The sequence below is a fragment of the Culturomica sp. genome (genome assembly GCF_003524185.1).
GTDB lineage: Bacteria > Bacteroidota > Bacteroidia > Bacteroidales > Marinifilaceae > Culturomica > Culturomica massiliensis.
Genome location: NZ_DOED01000008.1, coordinates 203,878 through 224,194, shown reverse-complemented (window position 1 = coordinate 224,194; position 20,317 = coordinate 203,878). Strand labels below are relative to the sequence as shown.

Here is a 20,317-nt window from a genome sequence, read left to right as displayed (position 1 = left end):
AATTTTAATGTTTTATAATCATAAAACAATGACAAATAATCTCAGGTATTAATCGAAAGAACATAAACCACAAAAGACAAGACTTATGAAAAAATTCCGGACTCTTATCGCTGCCTTCTGTCTCGCCCTTACTTATGCACATGCACAGAATACTTATCTTTGGCCGATTACCGGTGTACAACCCGGTACCGGCATTGTCGTATTGATAGATTCATTGCTTTATCTTATTTTCAATAAGATAAAGCCGACAACTATATCGTGAAAATTGTATTCAAAATTTAAAATCTGCCCAAAGGCAGTTGAATCCTATTTAAAGAATAAAGATTATTGTCCAAAATTGTAAATCTAAGACCATAATTTATAACACTCGTCGTTTTATATTTTTAACTTTGCAAAAGTCAAGAAACCCAATAAAATCACCATGAAAAAAAACATTGTTTTATTTTTTCTGATCGCCTGCTTTTTCAGTGTAAGCGGCCAGAAAGCCGGAGAATGGCTCGCTCTTACCCCAATTTCCTTAGAAGCCCCGGCTTTAAGTTCTGTAAAAAATGTCGATGGCAAAGTTTTTACTGACGACATGTTACTCGAATATTCCGGTTTGAATGTCGGACAAATGATTCCTGTCGCCGGCAAAAACGAAAACGTTTCCCGGGAATTAAAGTGGGACAAAGCCCGGATGGAGCAAGATACGATAACGGTTCCAGTACAAAACCGGACGACCTTGTATTATTACGCCGTTTATCTTAGCAATGACCAATGGATAAAAGGAGAATTGAAATTCCACCTTTTCGGGAATGCGGAAATTTATATCGACGGACAAAAAAAACTGACCTACGGGGAAAATAAAGCGGCAGACAAATCAGTCAGTTGTGAATTGGTTCCAGGTAAGCATACCATTATCGTAAAAACAATCAGCCAGGGAGGAAAAGCCTTCTGTTGTAATTTCAAGCCCCTGACAAAAGGAACTGAAAATGCCGTCCGTTTCAGTATATCCCCGGAAAGAGGAAAAGATATATATGATATCCTCAACGGCAAAAAAATAGAATCGGCAAAACTCTCCCCTACGGGAAAATATGCTCTTATACGTATGCGTGAAACTGCCGACGGTAAAAACTCATACACCACAACAATTTACCGGGTAGCGGACAAACAAGTGGTATATGCTGTCGGTAATAACATGATGTCTCCCCAATGGGTACCGGGACAAGACAGAATATCTTATCTTTTTAAAGAAGGAAACGGATACTCTTTTTACACTTATGACATTGAGAAACAACAACTGAATTGCCTGATCCGAGAAGACAGCAAGCTGGAAAACTATACCTGGTCGCCGGATTTATCCTATCTGATATACTATACATCGAAAAATTACGGAGAAAAAGACTGGGAACTACGCAAACTACAGGGTATCGAAGATCGTCAACCCTACTACCGTTACCGCTCCTACTTATGTAAGTACGATTTCTCTACCGGACTGCATTCCCGACTGACCTGGGGAAACCTGAGTACTTCTCTGATGGATATCAGTCACGACGGTAAACAATTGATCTTTTCGACGTCAACTCCGGACTATAACGAATTCCCATACAGCAAACAATCGATTTACCTGTTGAATATGACAACCCAGAAGATCGATACACTCTGGAAAGACCGGCTTTTCAGTATTTTCTGCTCCTTCTCTCCCGACGACAAGCAATTGCTGATAAGCGGAGGACCGTCAGCTTTCGGAAAGTCGGGCGAAAACATCGGTAATAATCCCATCGTCAACCAATACGATACACAATTGTATATCTATACCCTCGCCGACGGTACGGTAATCCCCGTGACCCGTGACTTTAATCCTTCCGTAAGCCAATCCTATTGGCATACCGACGGTAATATTTACCTTACAGCCGTCGACGGAGATTACGTGCACCTATTCCGCTACAATGTGAAAAACAAGCACATCGCACAAATTGAATGTCCGGGAGACATTATCCTTTCAACCAGTGTTCCGGAAAAAGGCAACAGAATGATGTATATTGCCTCAAATGTTACCTATCCTCCCATCATCTATACCATGAATCTGAACGGATTGGAAACGGCACAATGGGCGAATCCGGCCAAACAACAATATGAATACATCGTATTCGGAGAAGTAAAAGATTGGGATTACAACTATAAAAAAGGTACGGTAATCGACGGACGCTACTATCTGCCTGCCGATTTCGACCCGAACAAAAAATACCCGCTAATTGTCTATTATTACGGGGGAACGACTCCGGTAGAACGCAGTTTCGGCGGACGCTATCCATTCAATTTATATGCGGCGAACGGGTATGTAGTGTACGTACTCCAGCCTTCCGGCACAATCGGTTACGGCCAGGAATTCTCGGCCCGTCACCAAAATAATTGGGGAAAAATTACCGGAGATGAAATTATCAATGCTACCAAAGCTTTTATCAAGGCACATTCATTTATCGATGCTACCAAAGTAGGATGCATGGGAGCTTCTTACGGCGGCTTTACGACTATGTATCTGACGACACATTCGGATATATTCACCTGTGCGATCTCTCATGCCGGCATCTCTTCCCTCGACGGTTATTGGGGTGACGGTTATTGGGGATACACTTACAGTACAAATGCAACGGCTCACGCTTTTCCCTGGAACCGCAAAGACATTTATGTCGACCAAAGTCCGTTATTCAGTGCCGACAAAGCCCACAATCCCATTCTGTTGATCCACGGTACCAAAGACGTTAATGTACCGACGGCTCAAAGTATGCAGTTTTATACGGCACTTAAACTTTTAGGTAAAGATGTTGAATTGGTATTCGTCAAAGATGCCGATCATCATGTTGTAGATTACAAACAACGTATCCTATGGAACAATACGATTATGGCCTATTTTGCCAAATATCTGAAAGGGCAGCCTGCCTGGTGGGAAAACCTTTATCCGGAGAAAAATTTATAAATGGGTAAAAACCGGAGTTTACCCAAAAACATTACCTTTGTGAAAATTAAAAATAAAACCCTAGAATAATGAATAAAACGATAAACAGAGCAGCAGACAACATCCGTATTCTGGCAGCTTCAATGGTCGAAAAGGCCAAATCGGGACATCCCGGAGGTGCTATGGGCGGTGCCGATTTCATCAACGTATTGTATTCGGAATTTTTAAACTTCGATCCGGACGACATGACGTGGGCGAACAGGGACCGTTTCTTCCTGGATCCGGGACATATGTCTCCGATGTTATATTCCGTACTTTGTTTAACAGGTAATTACAGTCTGGAAGATTTGCAAAACTTCCGTCAATGGGGTAGTATCACCCCCGGTCATCCCGAAGTAGACAAGGCCCGGGGCGTAGAAAACACTTCCGGTCCGCTTGGTCAGGGACATGTAATGGCCATCGGTGCTGCTATTGCCGAACGCTTTCTGGTAGCTCGTTTCGGTGAATGGATGTCTCATAAAACTTACGCATTCATCTCCGACGGTGGTATTCAGGAAGAGATTTCACAGGGTGCCGGACGTATCGCCGGTACACTGGGATTAGCTAACCTGATTATGTTCTACGATGCCAACAACATCCAGTTATCAACCAAGGTAGAAGAAGTTACCGCCGAAAATACGGCTGAAAAATACGAAGCCTGGGGCTGGAATGTCATCACCATAAACGGTAATGATGCCGATCAGATCCGGGAAGCATTGACGGCTGCCGGTGCAGAAAAACAACGCCCTACCCTGATCATCGGCAAAACATTGATGGGCAAAGGTGCCGTCGGTGCTAACGGAGAGGACTTTTCCAATAAAGTATCCACTCACGGTCAGCCTTTGACCGGAGCCGGTGCTTCCATTGACAAAACAATTGAAAATCTCGGAGGTAACCCACAAAATCCATTTGCTATTTTCCCGGACGTACAGGAATTTTATGCCAAAGTACTGGAAGAAAAACGGACTTACGCCCGCAAGAAAAAAGCCGAACAGGCAGCCTGGGAAAAGGCAAATCCGGAACTGGCAATCCGATACCATAAATACATGTCGGGCGAGACTCCGGCCATCGATTACAAAGCCATTGCCCACAAAGCCAATATCGCAACCCGTGCAGCTTCTGCCGATGTGTTGGTAGAATTGGCTAAACAAGTCGACAATATGATTGTCAGTTCTGCCGACCTTTCCAATTCGGACAAAACCGACGGATTCATCAAAGGAGGTGCCCGTAATCTTGTGAAAGGCGATTTCTCGGGTAAATTCCTGCAAGCCGGAGTATGCGAATTGACAATGGCCGCTCTTTGCAACGGGATAGCTTTACACGGTGGTATTCATGTAGCCTGCGGAACATTCTTCGTATTTTCCGATTATATGAAACCGGCTTTCCGCCTGTCGGCTTTGATGGAAGTTCCGGTAAAATACATCTGGAGCCATGACGCATTCCGCGTTGGTGAAGACGGCCCTACTCATCAGCCCATCGAACACGAAGCTCAATTGCGGCTAATGGAAAAACTACAGAATCATCACGGTAAAATGAGTATGCTGGCATTACGTCCGGCTGATGCCGCTGAAACTTCTGTAGCCTGGAAGATGGCTATGGAAAATACCCATACTCCGACAGCCCTCGTGCTATCACGTCAGAACATCAATGATCTTCCATCGGACAGAGATCGTTACGAAGAGGCTTTACAAGCAGAAAAAGGAGCATACATCGTCGTTAAAAACAGCGACGATCCGGATGTTATTCTGATCGCTTCCGGCTCGGAAGTAGCAACATTGGTCGAGGCCGCTCATTTACTACAGGAAAGAAAAGGTATCCGTTCACAAGTGGTATCGGCCATTTCCGAAGGTCTTTTCCGTACACAATCTGCCGCTTACCAGGAAAAAGTCATCCCGGCAGCCAAACCGAAATTCGGTCTGACGGCAGGCTTGTCCGTTACCCTCGAGGGCCTGGTAGGCTGTAACGGTAAAATCCACGGTGTAAATCATTTCGGATACTCCGCTCCTGCTAAGGTTCTGGATGAGAAATTCGGTTTCACCGGTGAATTCGTATACAACGAAATCTGCGAAATGCTCGGAAAATAAAAAGCCGGATGATCCGGTCTTACTTTACTCCTTCCGGAAATCAGTAATACACTGTCCGGAAGGAGTTTTTACATAAAAAAATCCCTCCGGTCATCATGGTCCGAAGGGATTCAGCTATATCAAAATACACTACTTTACTTTCTCGATCACACCGGTAAGAGCATTGAACACTTCATCTATCGTTCCATCCCCTTTTATGGCATGACGGATTTTTTCATAATGCCGGGCTACCGGAACCGTCTTTGCATGATACTCCTGAAACCGTTTATTAATAGCCTCTTCCGTATCGTCGGCACGTCCTTCAATTCTGGCTCTCTCCAACATCCGGCGCTTCAGCTCTTCTTCCGGAACTTCTATGCTCAAAAGACATTTCAAAGGTCCTCCTGCCTCCATCAGCATCTCGTCCAATTTTTGTGCCTGAGCAACTGTCCGGGGAAAACCGTCAAACAGGAACCCATCGACATTTTCACTCTTTGCGATGCTATCCTGAATCAACCGGATCACAAATTCATCGGACAACAACTCTCCGCTATTGATAATATCCGCAGCCATTTTACCCAGTTCCGTACCTTCGGCTATTTCTTTTCGGATCATATCTCCCGTAGAAAGATGAGCCAGATTATATTTTTCTACAATTCTTTTTGCCTGCGTACCCTTACCGGCACATGGCGGACCAAATAATGCAATATTCAACATTTCCGTATGATTTATTCTGTTTAATTAAATACTCCACTGGGTACATTTAAGCATTTTACGGCTACCCGGCAAAACGAAACCTAAAATCCCAACCGTCTAATCACTTAAATCCGGTCAAAAGTAATAAATAAAAGACAAAAAGAAGTACGATAATGCACAGAAAGAAATAATTTAATACTTACCGGCAGCCCCGGCCAAAACCTAAATCAAAAATCACAAATCGTAAATAACCCAAATCAAAGACTTTATCTTCGGTCGAAATTTTTCATTTTCCATTATTCTGATTTATCTTTGGGATATGAAAAAGAAAGCGACTGTACATCGGAAAAAAACACATAAAACATCAAAAAAACGGCGCCGGTTCAGAATTCTGAAATGGCTGATCATTTTACTTTTACTGGGAGCAGCTCTTATCGGCGCTTTTGTTTACTCCGTATATATCGGGCTATGGGGAAAACTTCCCGATTATACGGAACTACGAAATATCCGAAATGCAGAAGCATCGGAATTATACAGTGAAGACGGAGAATTACTGGGAAAATATTTTGTCGAAAACCGTACAAATGTCAATTTCGGGCACATCTCCCCCAATGCCATAAATGCTTTAATCGCTACAGAAGATGTCCGTTTTTACGAGCATCACGGATTCGATAAAATCAGTATGCTACGGGTGATTTTTAAAACTTTACTGTTAGGCGACCGTTCTTCAGGGGGCGGCAGTACAATCAGCCAGCAACTGGCCAAAAATCTATATCCCCGGGAAGAACACCAGGTAACATTTATGCCTGTCATAAAGCTAAAGGAAATCCTCACCGCTCACCGTCTGGAACAACTCTATACAAAAGACGAAGTTCTGACCCTCTATCTGAATACAGTCTCTTTCGGAGAACGTACTTTCGGCATAGAAAGTGCTGCCCGGAAATATTTTTCGACTTCGGCTTCCGATCTGACAATTCCTCAGGCAGCTACTTTAATCGGGATGCTGAAAGGTCCTTCACGTTATAATCCGCGCCTGAATCCTGAAAGGGCATTACAGCGCCGCAATACGGTCATCAATCAGATGGTCAAATATGACATGCTGCAAGACTCTGCCGGAGAAAGACTAAAGCAAGAAGTATTAGGTTTAGATTACCGGCCTGAAAACCATTATTCCGGTCTTGCCCCCTATCTTAGGGAAAAAATACGTCAGGATGCCGGGCGTATCCTGAATGAATACAATGCCAAACACGGAACCGGTTACAATTTGTACACGGACGGCCTTCGCCTGACAACAACCCTCGATGCAGATATGCAACGCTATGCGGAAACGGCAACCGCAGTATATATGAAAAAATTGCAAAACGATTTTTATACGCATTTTGGAAAAAAAGAACCCTGGCAAAATACACCCCGGGTGCTGGAACAGGCTATAAAAACCAGTCCTGTATATTTATCCCTCAAAAATCAGGGCCTGGGGGAAAAAGAAATTATGCAGGCTATGAACCAGAAGAAACCCATGGTCATATATAGTGCATACCAGGGAGAGACAAAAGTAGAAATGTCTTCTATCGATTCATTAAAACATTACCTGAAAATACTACATCCCGGACTCATCGCCGTAGAACCGCATACCGGAAAGGTAAAAGCCTGGGTCGGCGGATTGGATTACAAATATTTCCAATACGATCAAATTGAAGCTCCCCGGCAAGTCGGTTCGGTCTTTAAACCTGTCGTTTACAGCGCAGCCATACATTACGGAGCCCGTTTAGATGCCTACTACAAAAACGAACAAAAAACTTATAAAGAATACGATAACTGGACACCCCGGAATTCCGACAACGATTATACCGGATATTACACCTTAAAAGGCGCTCTTAGTAAATCAATCAACACCATTGCCGTTGAAGTGTTACTTCAAACAGGTATCGAGAATACCCTCGTTCATGCTCACAATCTGGGTATTCATTCCGAATTACCCCAATATCCTTCTTTGGCCCTGGGAGTTGCCGACATCCCCTTATCCGAAATGATAAAACCTTATATGGCTTTTGCCAACAACGGCAAACTGGCACAACCGTACTATCTGGCGGAAATCAAAGACAAAGACGGAAAAATATTATATCAGGCCCCCCAAGCTGAATTTCAGGAAGTACTACCGGCAGAAGAAGCACATATCATGAGCAATATTCTATCCGCCGTTATTGAAGAAGGTACCGGCCGCAGATTGAAAAGCAACTATGGTTTAGTCAATGAATTAGCCGGTAAAACCGGTACGACTCAAAATCAGGCCGACGGTTGGTTTATCGGTTATAATCCCCGTATCGTTGTAGGTGTCCGGGTAGGAGCCAATAACATGAATATCCATTTCAATTCAACCTCCCTGGGACAAGGGGCTAATACAGCCCTACCTATTTTCGGGCTGTTTATGCAGGCATGTCTGAAGGATGCGGACTATGCTTATTGGGAACGCTTAACTTTTCCCTACGTTTCCATTCCACAGGAAAAAGATCTAGAAACTCCGGTTTTTAAAGAAAAGATGAACCTTTTCGACCGGATCGGAAACAAAAAAATGGAGAAACGTTCTCTGGCACATCCTCAGGACACCGTTACCAAGAAAGAGAAAAAAGGATTATTCCGGAAAATCGGAAACCTGTTCCGGAAAAAAGAAAAATAGAAAATTTCAATTTACGACTGAGAATTTGAAAACAGAAAAAGAATTGCCGGGATCGGTTTATTATAAATTTTAAACCGATCCCGGCAACTCTTATATTTCATCGTCCAACCTTTCCGGACAAGCTAAAACCGGAAGCCACGGAAATAAGAAACGCAAACCTCTATACTATCGTCAAAGCCTGACAAAAGCAAGCCCAAATCGTAAATCATAAATCGTAAATCTAAAATAAATAACCCTTTCCTACTCCTTCACGCCGTATACGCGTTGTGCGATTTTTTTCACAGCCACGACAAAGAAACCAGTCAGTACCAAATTGAGTACCAAACTAAGGATAGAAACAATCACAGCAATTCCACCTAATTGGTATCCCAAGGCAATCACGATAATTCCGGCCCCAACTTCCCCCCGGGTAAACATACCGATAGAAAGTGCCAATCGTTCAAGAATATTACGATCTCTGTAAAAAAACAACGGGAACATCTTACCGATATTGGAAAGCAAGGTTACCGCACATACATGCAAAGCTATCGTCCCCCAATCGGGCAAATGAAAGCCGGCAGCTTCCGTATCGATCCCGACAAACAGAGGAGTACTCAACCCAACCAAGAACATAAACAGATAAGAAATAAAGCCGGCTGCATTTTCCTCCTCTTTTCCTGTCTTATGCACGGTTTTCATTACCATTCCCAAGACAAAAGCCGGTAAAAGCACTTCGAGATGAATGGCTCCCTCCTGCCCCATAAATACCTTGGATATCAAATAAATACTCTCACACGCCGCTACCAAACAAACAGAATATATTACAATGGCTTTCCAGGACTGAGGTAAATTCAAACTGTTCAATTTTTTCCAGCCGAATACCAGTAACAGACAAACAACCAATACAATGGCGAACAATTGCCATTTAAAACCGATCATCAGTATCTGTAAAGGAATCATCAAAAGGATAGTATCTAAATCGTCGAAAATCGCCAACACCTGTGTTTTTTGATAAATCCATTCCTTTTTCAAGCCCGCAGCCGCCAACATGGTAAAAAGTATTCCGGCAGAAGTAGGCGCAGCAAACCGGCTTACCAACAAATTCTTATCCCAGGATAAATCATTGTAGGGCAAAATATAGATATAATAAAAAGCGACTAACAACCAAGGTACTGCTGCCGTAGCCATTGCAATAAAATAGTCTTCGGTATAAGACTTCCATTTAGCTTTATTCAGCTCAAATTCCCGACCGACATTAATCATGATAAAAGCCAGACAAATGAACATCAGGTTCTTGAATACAAATACAAACGTCTCATACGTATCGCTAAATAAAGAAGGAAGAACCTGTGAAAAAAATAAACCGATCAATAAGAACAAGGAGAATAATAAAACTTTTTTCATTTATTAGGAATTAATAGATCGTACCATAACCGGCCGATACTGTTATCAATTTCGTCCGGCAAAAATAAAATATTTGTGACAATACGACAAATCATTTCGATAAGTTCCGAAATTTATTCATAATTCAACACTTTAGGTTTACGAACCTGGAAATCGTAAAATCCATTCTGTAAATTTCCGGACATAGAAGCCTCAAATACCCGCATATCTTTCGGCGCTGAAGGATAGAAAGACAAACGCAAACTAATGTTTTTAAAGACAATATTATCGTTTCTGAGATTGATAGCAAATCCCATTCCCCAATAGGCTCTGCTCTTGAATATAGATGTATTTTCAGGAGCAATGGCTCCGACATCCACAAAACCGGTCAAAGCAGCCCGGAATCCTTTTTTAATATAAGGCATGAAAAAAGTCGCCGACAAAGAAGTCGAAAGCTTCTGATTTCCGCACAATGTATCAGAATCGAATCCCAATATATCATAATCCTTCATATAAAGATGATCTGCCGGATAACGCCGTATTCCCAGTACGTAGTTTATATCATTATAAAAGCGGAAACGCCAGGAACCCAGTGCCTGCAAATTGCTGATATGATGCAATCCGACCTTCAACATCCCCCGCTCAAATCCCCCCTGATTTATATACGATCCAATCCCGGCATCGAAAGAATACAAACGCTCTGTAGGAAAATCAAAATGGGAATAGCGGACTTCGTAACTGACATAAGCAGAATTCTGAAAATCATTATTCTCATAACCAAATGTCAATGCCGAATAAAAACCGGAAGGAATATCTTCCGTACGTCCGAAATCATAAATCAGATTCGCTTTATAATACCTCAATTTCCGGAAAATAAGAGAACCGAAATAATTCCGGCGATTGTAATAAAACTGATTCGAATCAGAAGATACAACGGGACGGGCATTGAAAATCGTATTCAGAAAACGCCCGGTAATATAAAAATTCCGGTTGTAATTATGACGCGTATTCAGCAAAAACGATTTTCCCACCCATACGTCGAAAGCATGGTAATTAAAAGGAACATCCTGATGTATGATATTGACATCCGGTAAAACATCGGCACGATAAACCCGTCCCACAGTAAATCCGCCCGCCCATTTTATCCGGGATGTCAGAAACTGCCGGTCCAGCGATCCCCAAATCTGTTTCGCCGAGTAATCATTCTGATAATAACCGAGAAAGTCAAAGTGGCTACCGAAAGCACTATTGACTTTATACCGTACCGTATTGCCCCACTTCTGATCTTTTGTTCCCCGGTAGCTGAAATCATATTCGACAATATGCCCCAGGCGCATAAAATTCTTATTGGCCACTTCAATCCGGGCATTATTCAGAAAATTGGAAGACACTTCCGCACCCCAGGAAAACTGATCTTTGCAAATAATCGTCAGAACCACCTCGTCCGGATTATCTTTATCTTCAGCCACCATAACCGTAGCATCGTCGATATTATCCAGACGACGAAGTAAAATCTCATTCTGTACAATTTCAAAAGGCACCAGACGCATTCCGGGTTTTAAAGTCAATTGTTTCCGGAGAATACGGTCGGCGGATTTCATGTGTATCTTATTCGCCGCATTTTTAAGCCACCCCAAATCCATTTCCAAATAAGTTGTGTCATATACACTTGTACCATAAGGGGGGAGCACTTCAATATGGATTTCTTTTATGATCTTTCCCGCATAGGCTTTAAACCGTTCCTCACTGTTCTGCGTACGCATAACATTGACCCGGTTACGCCGAGGCTCGACAAAAATCATTTTGTACAACTCTTTGGTAAAAGATGACTTGTAAGCCACATTTTTTATCCGGACATATTCATATTTCAATGTATCCCGGATCAGGCTATCCGGTAAAAAAACCCGGGGACGGGAAAGTATCTTCTCCCGGTTGGCGGTAATCGTGTCCTGTTCTGTTACAGATTGGGCTACAGAAACAGTATTTCCTGCAACCAACAGATTCAGCAATAGGCACAAACCGATCAACCGTTTTATCATTTCCCCCTCCTCTCTGTCCTTATTTCAATACCATTTTCTCAAAAGCCGGAGACATCCAGATTTCCGATTTACCATCCCGCTCATATACAAAGCATACCTCCAAACCGGGATGCTTAAGTACAATCTCTTTACTTTTCTCTAACCCCAGCACCATAAAGGCTGTAGCATAAGCGTCCGCCTCCATACAGGTTGGAGCATAAACACTCGAACTCAAAATATCCCGTTGTACCGGATATCCGGTCAGCGGGTTCAGGGTATGCGCATATTTCTTCCCTTCGTGAATATAATAATTGCGGTAGTTACCTGATGTTGCAATAGCACCTTTTGTCAACTCAACAACTAATTCCAGTTGCCGGTTTTGCACTTTCGGATCATCAATCGGTTTATCAATTCCGACCCGCCACGGACGGTTTTTGTCACTCACACCTTTCACCCGGATTTCTCCACCGATATCCACCATATAATCCTCTACCCCCTGTTTCTGCAAATAATCGGCAGCCAAATCCACCCCCAATCCTTTGGCAATGGAACTCGCATCCATTTCAATCCCCTCTTTTTCTTTCAACAAACGTCCTTCTTCCAAACGTAATCTTCCCATTCCCACATACTGCAATAAAGAATCTATTTTTGCCGGTACCGGAAAACTGTCCCGTTTATATCCAAATCCCCAGGCATTCGATAAAGGAGCTACCGTGATATCAAAAGCCCCTTCCGTCTCCCGGTTTACCTGAACAGCCACCCTGAACATACAGGCAAACAAAGAATCTACCCGCTCTGTCTGGCCACGATTCAATCTGGAAATCACAGAACTATCGTTAAACATCGAAAGCGATGCATTCACACGTTCCAGCTGTCCGATTAATTCACGCCCTAAATCCCTGTCTGCCCGGTAAGTTATCCGATAATAAGTGCCGTAAATACCGCCTTCTGTGTACCGGTACGTTTTCGCCTGGCAGGCTCCCAGCAAGCAAAGCATTCCTACATACAACCAATATTTCATATTATTCTCATATTAATTCACCACTTTTGATCCCTGTTTCCAGACTAAAAATAATAACCCAGACTAAAATAAATCCCTAAGTTCTTATCCCAATTTGACATATCGAACAACAACTCGATAGGCCCTATTAAAGTATCGTAAGAATAAGATATACCCCCGCCCCAAATATCATCCCCACCCAATATATCAAAAAAATTCTTCTCCTGTTTGGCATAATTGGCTGTAGCCGTTACATAGTGTTTCGAACCGATCCGATACCGCAGTTTCATTCTCAGAGCCAACACCGTATTATCAAACGTTTCAAAATGATGGATACCTACAAACGGTAATTGTTGCGACATATACCGTCCAGCAACTTCGCCTCCCATATAATTCCGGTATGAAAAAGGGATGTCCCGGCCGATCAATATCCTTCCGTAAAAAGCAGGCAAAACAGTAAATCTCCGGCTCAATGACCAGGCTGTTTCGAAATTTCCGGCAAGGGCAGAAAAAGGAGCTCCACCGTCATAATGAATGCCGTTATCGGTATAAAGAGAATACTCTCCTAAAAAAGAAACGCCCCGGGTAGGATAATACTTCTTATCGAAGGTTTCATAACGGGCCAAAGCATGATATCCCAGAAAACCTTCCGGCTTCGCCTGGGTCGTCATTGAATGGTCCGAATACAAAAAAGACTCATAATCGAAATATTCATAGCGAATCCCCAGCATAAATTTACAATTTAAAAGATTGATATCCGAAAAACTCAATTCCCCAACATGCTGGGAAAAAGTAATATTATCCAATTTATGGCCTTTACGGTAAAGATCGATATCGTTGTATTTATACATATACGATAATCCGGCTCTACGTAAAAAGTTTTCTCCGAATAAATACTCGGCTTTTACATACGGATTCATACTCAAACGTCCGGTTAACGACAATTGAAAACCACGTAAATTCTTGGGTGAAATCGTTGTATTCAACAATATGGCAGCCATTTCCTGCGAATCAAAACGAAAACCGAAATTAATTGAGCTCGTCGGCTTTTCTTTCAATGTCAGGGTCAGATCGTACACTTCTTTTCCATTTAACTGATAATTTACATAAGAAAAAGATCCCGTGCCGTAAAGTATAGCTATCGCCCGATGTAAATCACCAATCGAAATATCGGTATTTTCTGTCAGATGGACTTTCTTACGTATCCATTTTTCTTCTTTGGCAGGAACACCTTCGATCAATATTTGTCCGATCCTTAAAGAATCTGTTATAATGAACTTATTCTCGATTTTTTTCTCGGCCTTTTCCGTCTTAGCCAGTCCCAACTGTTCTTTTAACTTCATAAATTCATCCCAATGCGCCCAGGCTGCCTCTTCTCCCCGCCGAATCAGAGTATCTATAGCTTCCGGATCAAAACTGGCTGCTGAATAAGGTACAATATCCGGTTTAATATACAGGTCACACAACTTAATGTTATCCTCATATTTATCCATTCCCATAAACGAAGTCAACTGATCCAGAATATCTAAAACAGAATTCAATTGATCTCTCTTGCGAAGCTCGGAAGACACATCAACGCCGATAATAATATCAGCTCCCATTGCCAAACCGACATCCGTGGGGAAATTATTGGCTATACCCCCGTCCACCAACAACATGGAATCGAGCCGGACAGGAGCGAAAACCCCGGGAATAGCCATACTGGAACGCATCGCCAAAGGCAGGTTGCCCTTATTCAAAACAACTTCCTTCCCATTAACAACATTGGCTGCCACACAGGAAAAAGGGATAGGTAATGTCAAAAAAGACAAGGAATCGTGATAACCGATCGTCAATTCCGAAAACAGATTGTAAATATTTTGTCCGCTGATAAACCCGGAAGGCACTTGTATACGCCGTCCTCCGATCATCGGAATGGATACCAGATATTTCTCATCCGTTTCTTTCTGAGAAAACGGAAGATTATACCGATACACCCGGTCGCTCAATAAAAAAGACCAATTCTGTTTTTTTACCAAACTGTCCAGCATCTCCGCATCATATCCGATGGAATAGAGTCCTCCGACAATGGATCCCATACTGGTTCCAGCAATATAGTCAACCGGTATACCTGCCCGTTCCAAAACCTTTAGTACACCGATATGAGCAACACCCTTTGCCCCTCCGCCACTTAATACCAAACCGACTTTTTTCCGTTCTGCCTGGAGAGAATATGTCAATGCCATAAAAATGACGAATAAAAATACGAACTTCTTCATCAGAATGATCTGTTTTATCAAATTAGAATAACAAATTTAGTTCTAATTTAAGAAATAACTTCCGGCAAGAATGTTAAAAAAGGTATCTGTCCGGCTCCAATTGTCCAATAGCCGAATATTTAATTATTTTTGCATAAAATAAGGGAAAAAGCAGGGTTTATACAAAACCGGATCCATCCGGTCTGTATTTCCATACACCCAGGAATCGTTCCTTAAAATAAACGACATAACATGGCAAAAATACTGATTATCGACGACGAACGGAGTATCCGGAACTCCATGAAAGATATCCTTACTTTTGAAAAACACGATGTCATTCTGGCGGAAAACGGCATGGAAGGGATTGTTGCCGTAAAGACAGAAAAACCGGAATTGGTATTCTGTGATATCAAAATGCCGAAAATGGAAGGAATCGAAGTACTCGAAAGAATCAAGGAATTTTCCCGGGATACTCCTGTCGTTATGATTTCCGGACACGGCACAATCGACACGGCTATCGAGGCTATAAAAAAAGGAGCTTATGATTTTATTGAAAAACCCCTCGATTTAAACCGGATTCTCATTACGATCAAAAATGCCACAGATAAAACATTATTAATACAGGAAGCCCAGACTTTAAAAACCAAGGTCAGCAAAAAATATGAAATGATCGGACATTCCGAGGCATTGGAAAAGATCAAACATATGATCGAAAAAGTTGCCCCATCAGATGCCCGGGTATTGATTACCGGTCCGAACGGTTCAGGTAAAGAACTGGTTGCCCGTCAATTACATGAAAAAAGCAATCGCCGGGACAATGCATTTATTGAAGTCAATTGTGCTGCCATTCCTTCCGAACTTATCGAAAGTGAATTATTCGGACACGAAAAAGGCTCTTTCACTTCCGCCATCAAACAGAAAAAAGGAAAATTCGAACTGGCACACGGCGGTACGATCTTTCTGGATGAAATCGGCGATATGAGCCTGGATGCCCAAGCCAAAGTATTGCGTGCATTACAGGAAAACAAAATCAGCCGGATAGGCGGAGACGGTGATATTCCGGTAGATGTACGGGTCATTGCCGCCACCAATAAAAACCTGAAGGAAGAGATTTCCAAAGGTAATTTCCGGGAAGATTTATACCACCGTCTTAGCGTTATTATCATCGACGTTCCTGCTCTGAATGAACGTTCCGAAGACATAGAAGAACTGATTCAACATTTTATAGAAGAAATTTGTACCGAAATGCGCACTTCTCCGAAACAAATAGAACCGGCTGCCGTATCCATGCTGCAGGGGTGCGAATGGACTGGAAATATCCGGGAACTACGCAACGTCGTAGAACGTCTGATCATTTTATGTGGTCCGACCATTACTGCAGAAGACGTACAACTATACAAATAAAAAACAGATACAATAACGATGGATAAACTTCATATTCTGATCACCGGTCGTCGTAACAGCGGTAAAAGCTCACTCATCAATGCCTTAACGGGACAGAAAATAGCGATTGTTTCGGATATCCCCGGTACAACAACCGATCCGGTAAAGAAAAGTTTCGAAATACCCGGTTTTGCCTCCGTAATTTTTGTTGATACAGCCGGTATCGATGATGAAGGCGAACTCGGTAAACAACGGGTCAATAAGACCTTTGAGCAATTGCCCCGGGCAGATATCGCCATTCTGGTTATTACGGCAAACCGGTTTGAGAGAGAAGAAGAACTACTGGCTGAACGTTTCAGTTCTCTTCGTTTGCCCTTTTTGATTCTGCACAACAAAGCAGATCTCTCTCCCCTCAATCCGGTCCTGCAAACCAGTCTTGAAAGCCAGTATAAAGTCCCGGTCATCGATTTCAGTGCCTATGATAACAAAACTGTCCCCGGTTTACTCGACGCTCTGCGCCGCATTGCAAAAATCTCCAATCCTTCACCTTTACTGGAAGGACTTGTAAATCCGCAGGACATCGTGATGCTCATCACCCCTATCGACTCCGAAGTTCCGGTAGGCCGCCTCATTTTACCTCAGGTACAGGCAATACGGGATATTCTCGATAAGCATTGTATCAGTGTCGTACTTCAACCGGAAGAAATCTCCCATTTTTTATCAACCACCGGTATTATACCGAAATTGGTTGTTACCGACAGTCAGGTATTTAAAAAAGTAGCGACACTTATTCCGGCCGACATACCGCTTACCAGCTTCAGTATTTTACTGGCCCGGCAAAAAGGATGTTTTCAAAAGTACCTGGAAGGCACTCAATACATCCGGCATCTGCAAGACAACGATACAATCCTGATGTTGGAATCCTGTTCTCATCACGTCAGTTGCGAAGATATCGGGAGAGTTAAACTACCGAATTTATTACGCCAATACAGCGGCAAGCAATTGAATTTTGAATTTATTTCCGGCTTAGACCCGATTACACATCCGTTAAATACCTATGCCCTCGTTATCCAATGCGGAGGTTGTATGGTCACACATACGCAATTGAAAAACCGCCTTCTCCCATTTATTGAAGCAGGCATACCGGTCAGCAACTACGGCATGGCCATCGCTTTTCTTTCCGGCATTTTCGACCGTACAATCGCTCCTTTAAAAAAATAGGAACAAATACCGGCTACTTCGCTGATCTTACAAATAGCTTCCATGCCGGTATATTCCAAAATTGTAATCAAAAATTAAATCTGAAATCGAAGTCTGATTTTTCCAAAAACAATCTAAACAGTAAATTTAAAATCGATCCCTCTTGATTTTCATTTAATCAATGGTCTTAAATCCCTGTCCGATAATTTCTTTTGCTTCCATAATGGTCGTAAATGCTTTCGGGTCGATTTTAAAAATAGCCCGTTGCAAAGTAACGACCTCTCTCCGGTTTACCACCGTCATAATCATTTCCTTTTCAGTACGGTTAAACATACCGTTTACAGGAACGATGGAACCACCGCGATGTAATTCGGTAAGAATATAGTTACGGATTTCTTCTGTCTTTTCGGAAACAATAAAGAATGTTTTATCACTCGAATATCCCTGAATAACAATATCGATTACTTTTCCCATTAGGAAAATCGTCAACCAGGAATAAAACGGTACTTTCCAATCCTGAAATACGATTAAACCGCACAGTACAATAACAGAGTCTACTGTCATCTGTAACATACCGATCGGCTTACGGGTCAACTTATTTAAAATAGAAGACAATACATCCGTACCACCGCTGGAAGAACGTGTCTTTAAAATCAATCCGGCTCCGATACCGATAACGACCCCACCGAAAACACTGGCCAAAAGAACCTCGTCTTGCAACTGAAACGGATCGTAAGGATGCGGGTGCCCACATGCTTTCAGAAAAAGAGGCATACCGTCGGCGAACATGGCTACCAGTAAAAAGCAGATAAAAGTCTTCAAACCGAATTGTTTACCCAACACTTTTACCCCCCATAAACTCAAAGGTAAATTGAAACACAAAGCCGCCATACCGATCGGAAACCCTAGCTGATAATGCAATATCGTCGAAATACCATAAATACCCCCTGGTACGATTTTATACGGTGTCATAAAAAAAGTATACCCGATAGAGATGACAAAAGAACCTAATATGAGAGTGGCATAGGTCTGAAACCAACGGGCTGAAAAAATTTTATCCTTATAAAAGGAAATGTTCATAACATTCATGTTTACAGAAAGTTTTAATTCATACTTACCGGTAAATCAATCATCACCGGGACACCAGTTAAAATTCGCGCAAATATACTCCGGCCTTTTTCAAAAAAATATGACATTTGTCATGTTTTTACAAATATGACATAAACCTGGAAAATAGTAAATAATTTACTTTCACTATAAAGGTTTCCTGTCTGTCACAAATTAAATATTCTATGTAATCCATAATAGATCCGGATATTTTGACACCCTTTGCATAATGTAATATGTAAACAATAAACGGAGCAATGGACTTAATCTTTATAAAAAGACGAGAGAATCCATAAAAAATGCTTATTATTGCACTTCACACAAAACCCACTTCACCGCTTAAAGGCTTTTTGCCTTTAAAAAGATCAACAGAACGATTAAAAGTTCATTAAACAATAAGCTACATGAGTAAAACCAAAAATAAAATTATCAATGTCGCCAAAAATTTATTTAAAGAAATCAGCGTATATAAAGCTACAATGAGCGATATCGCCTCTGCTGCCAAAATGAGCAGGCGTACCCTCTATACCCATTTTAAAAGCAAGGACGAACTTTATAAATACGTCGTTGAAGACGAAGTGAACAGTATTAACGAAAAACTTCAAAAAGCTGCAGATTCGCCTCTTCCTCCCGACAGACGTCTAAAATTGTATATCTTGCAACATTTTGGGGTAATTGACAGTTTAGTACGAAGTAACCGTTATATCCGTTACGATTTCCTTTTCAATAATATCCGTGTGGAACATCTACGGCAAGATATAGATCGCAAAGAAATCAAATTGCTTACGGGAATTGTACGGGAAGGCAAAGAAAAAGGCATTTTCCGGGTAAGTGATCCCCGTATCTTCTCACAAAACTTATTGCTCATGTTTAAAAGCCTGGAGCAAGCTTTTATCCTGGCCAACCGGAAAGATAAAAATTCCCGTACCATATTGGAATATATTGATCTGATGTTCTATGGGATCATCAACCAGCAAAACAGTCCACGAAGTCAGTAACTACGTTTCTGTCAAGCGCGGCTTTGCCGCCGTTGAGAAAAGTAAAGCCATTATAAATCGACGACTCTAAAAGATACAGTATTCCCTGATAGTAGTATAGCCAACAGTATTTCAATACTACTTAGTTCTATTAAAAGAGATAATAAAAAATTCCGGGTAGATGTTTTTCGAAAGTTTCAATACTACTTAGTTCTATTAAAAGTGGATCTCCGCTTCATTTATTTGTTTTTCTACACTATGTTTCAATACTACTTAGTTCTATTAAAAGTACAAAACAACTATTGATGCTATAATTGATGAAATTAGTTTCAATACTACTTAGTTCTATTAAAAGGAGATTGAGGTATGCGGTCTACAACTTCTTTAATAAGTTTCAATACTACTTAGTTCTATTAAAAGTTAGCAACTGTAAATTTAATTAGCAACTGTAATTAGGTTTCAATACTACTTAGTTCTATTAAAAGACTCTACCTACGAAACAAACAAAACCGGTAACATTAGTTTCAATACTACTTAGTTCTATTAAAAGTGTTCCGGATGCTCGTCTTCAGCGTCCTGAATTTCTGTTTCAATACTACTTAGTTCTATTAAAAGTAACTTTCGCC

At 41.7% G+C, this 20,317-nt stretch carries 13 protein-coding genes and 1 CRISPR repeat array (1 of these 14 cut by a window edge); of the genes, 7 read left to right on the top strand and 6 right to left on the bottom strand.

What is annotated here, in order from left to right:
- Nucleotides 1-85 precede the first annotated feature (85 nt).
- The 3 genes from DD657_RS03835 (at nucleotide 86) to DD657_RS03825 (ending at nucleotide 5,058) form a co-directional block, all read left to right on the top strand.
- Nucleotides 86-262, top strand: a complete 177-nt coding sequence (locus tag DD657_RS03835) for a hypothetical protein (protein ID WP_193617451.1) — start codon at nucleotides 86-88, stop codon at nucleotides 260-262.
- A gap of 159 nt (nucleotides 263-421) precedes the next feature.
- Nucleotides 422-2,956 carry a S9 family peptidase gene (locus DD657_RS03830; RefSeq protein ID WP_287048544.1) on the top strand — a complete coding sequence of 845 codons (2,535 nt, stop codon included), beginning with the start codon at nucleotides 422-424 and terminating at the stop codon, nucleotides 2,954-2,956.
- A 68-nt stretch (nucleotides 2,957-3,024) separates the two neighbouring features.
- Entirely contained in the window at nucleotides 3,025-5,058 is a 2,034-nt protein-coding gene (locus tag DD657_RS03825) for a transketolase family protein (RefSeq protein ID WP_068689541.1), read from the top strand.
- Nucleotides 5,059-5,187: 129 nt separating this feature from the next.
- Here DD657_RS03825 and DD657_RS03820 read toward each other — a convergent pair whose 3' ends face one another.
- Entirely contained in the window at nucleotides 5,188-5,754 is a 567-nt protein-coding gene (locus DD657_RS03820; protein ID WP_021988825.1) for an adenylate kinase, read from the bottom strand.
- Between the two features lie 298 nt (nucleotides 5,755-6,052).
- Here DD657_RS03820 and DD657_RS03815 point away from each other — a divergent pair, with 298 nt between their 5' ends.
- A complete protein-coding gene (locus DD657_RS03815) occupies nucleotides 6,053-8,407 on the top strand; it encodes a transglycosylase domain-containing protein (RefSeq protein WP_287048541.1) in 2,355 nt (784 codons plus the stop codon).
- A 240-nt stretch (nucleotides 8,408-8,647) separates the two neighbouring features.
- Here DD657_RS03815 and DD657_RS03810 read toward each other — a convergent pair whose 3' ends face one another.
- From DD657_RS03810 to DD657_RS03795, 4 genes are all read right to left on the bottom strand, one after another.
- A complete protein-coding gene (locus tag DD657_RS03810; protein ID WP_021988827.1) occupies nucleotides 8,648-9,790 on the bottom strand; it encodes a cation:proton antiporter family protein in 1,143 nt (380 codons plus the stop codon).
- A gap of 113 nt (nucleotides 9,791-9,903) precedes the next feature.
- Nucleotides 9,904-11,808 carry a BamA/TamA family outer membrane protein gene (locus DD657_RS03805; RefSeq protein ID WP_287048538.1) on the bottom strand — a complete coding sequence of 635 codons (1,905 nt, stop codon included), beginning with the start codon at nucleotides 11,806-11,808 and terminating at the stop codon, nucleotides 9,904-9,906.
- A 19-nt stretch (nucleotides 11,809-11,827) separates the two neighbouring features.
- Complete coding sequence (locus DD657_RS03800) at nucleotides 11,828-12,808, bottom strand: FAD:protein FMN transferase (protein WP_068689558.1); 981 nt, start codon at nucleotides 12,806-12,808, stop codon at nucleotides 11,828-11,830.
- A gap of 44 nt (nucleotides 12,809-12,852) precedes the next feature.
- Entirely contained in the window at nucleotides 12,853-15,045 is a 2,193-nt protein-coding gene (locus DD657_RS03795) for a patatin-like phospholipase family protein (RefSeq protein ID WP_021988830.1), read from the bottom strand.
- Between the two features lie 231 nt (nucleotides 15,046-15,276).
- Here DD657_RS03795 and DD657_RS03790 point away from each other — a divergent pair, with 231 nt between their 5' ends.
- Entirely contained in the window at nucleotides 15,277-16,428 is a 1,152-nt protein-coding gene (locus DD657_RS03790; RefSeq protein WP_287048536.1) for a sigma-54-dependent transcriptional regulator, read from the top strand.
- A gap of 18 nt (nucleotides 16,429-16,446) precedes the next feature.
- Entirely contained in the window at nucleotides 16,447-17,628 is a 1,182-nt protein-coding gene (gene hydF / locus DD657_RS03785; protein WP_021988832.1) for a [FeFe] hydrogenase H-cluster maturation GTPase HydF, read from the top strand.
- 153 nt (nucleotides 17,629-17,781) lie between these two features.
- Here the strand turns inward: hydF and DD657_RS03780 are convergent, their stop codons facing one another.
- A complete protein-coding gene (locus DD657_RS03780) occupies nucleotides 17,782-18,687 on the bottom strand; it encodes a YitT family protein (RefSeq protein ID WP_021988833.1) in 906 nt (301 codons plus the stop codon).
- Nucleotides 18,688-19,118: 431 nt separating this feature from the next.
- On the opposite strand from DD657_RS03780, the gene DD657_RS03775 reads away from it, so the two are divergent.
- Nucleotides 19,119-19,712: a TetR/AcrR family transcriptional regulator gene (locus tag DD657_RS03775; protein WP_287048534.1), complete on the top strand. Its 594-nt coding sequence runs from the start codon at nucleotides 19,119-19,121 to the stop codon at nucleotides 19,710-19,712.
- 108 nt (nucleotides 19,713-19,820) lie between these two features.
- Nucleotides 19,821-20,317: a CRISPR direct-repeat array (repeat unit 29 nt; unit sequence GTTTCAATACTACTTAGTTCTATTAAAAG) (it continues 509 nt past the right edge of the window).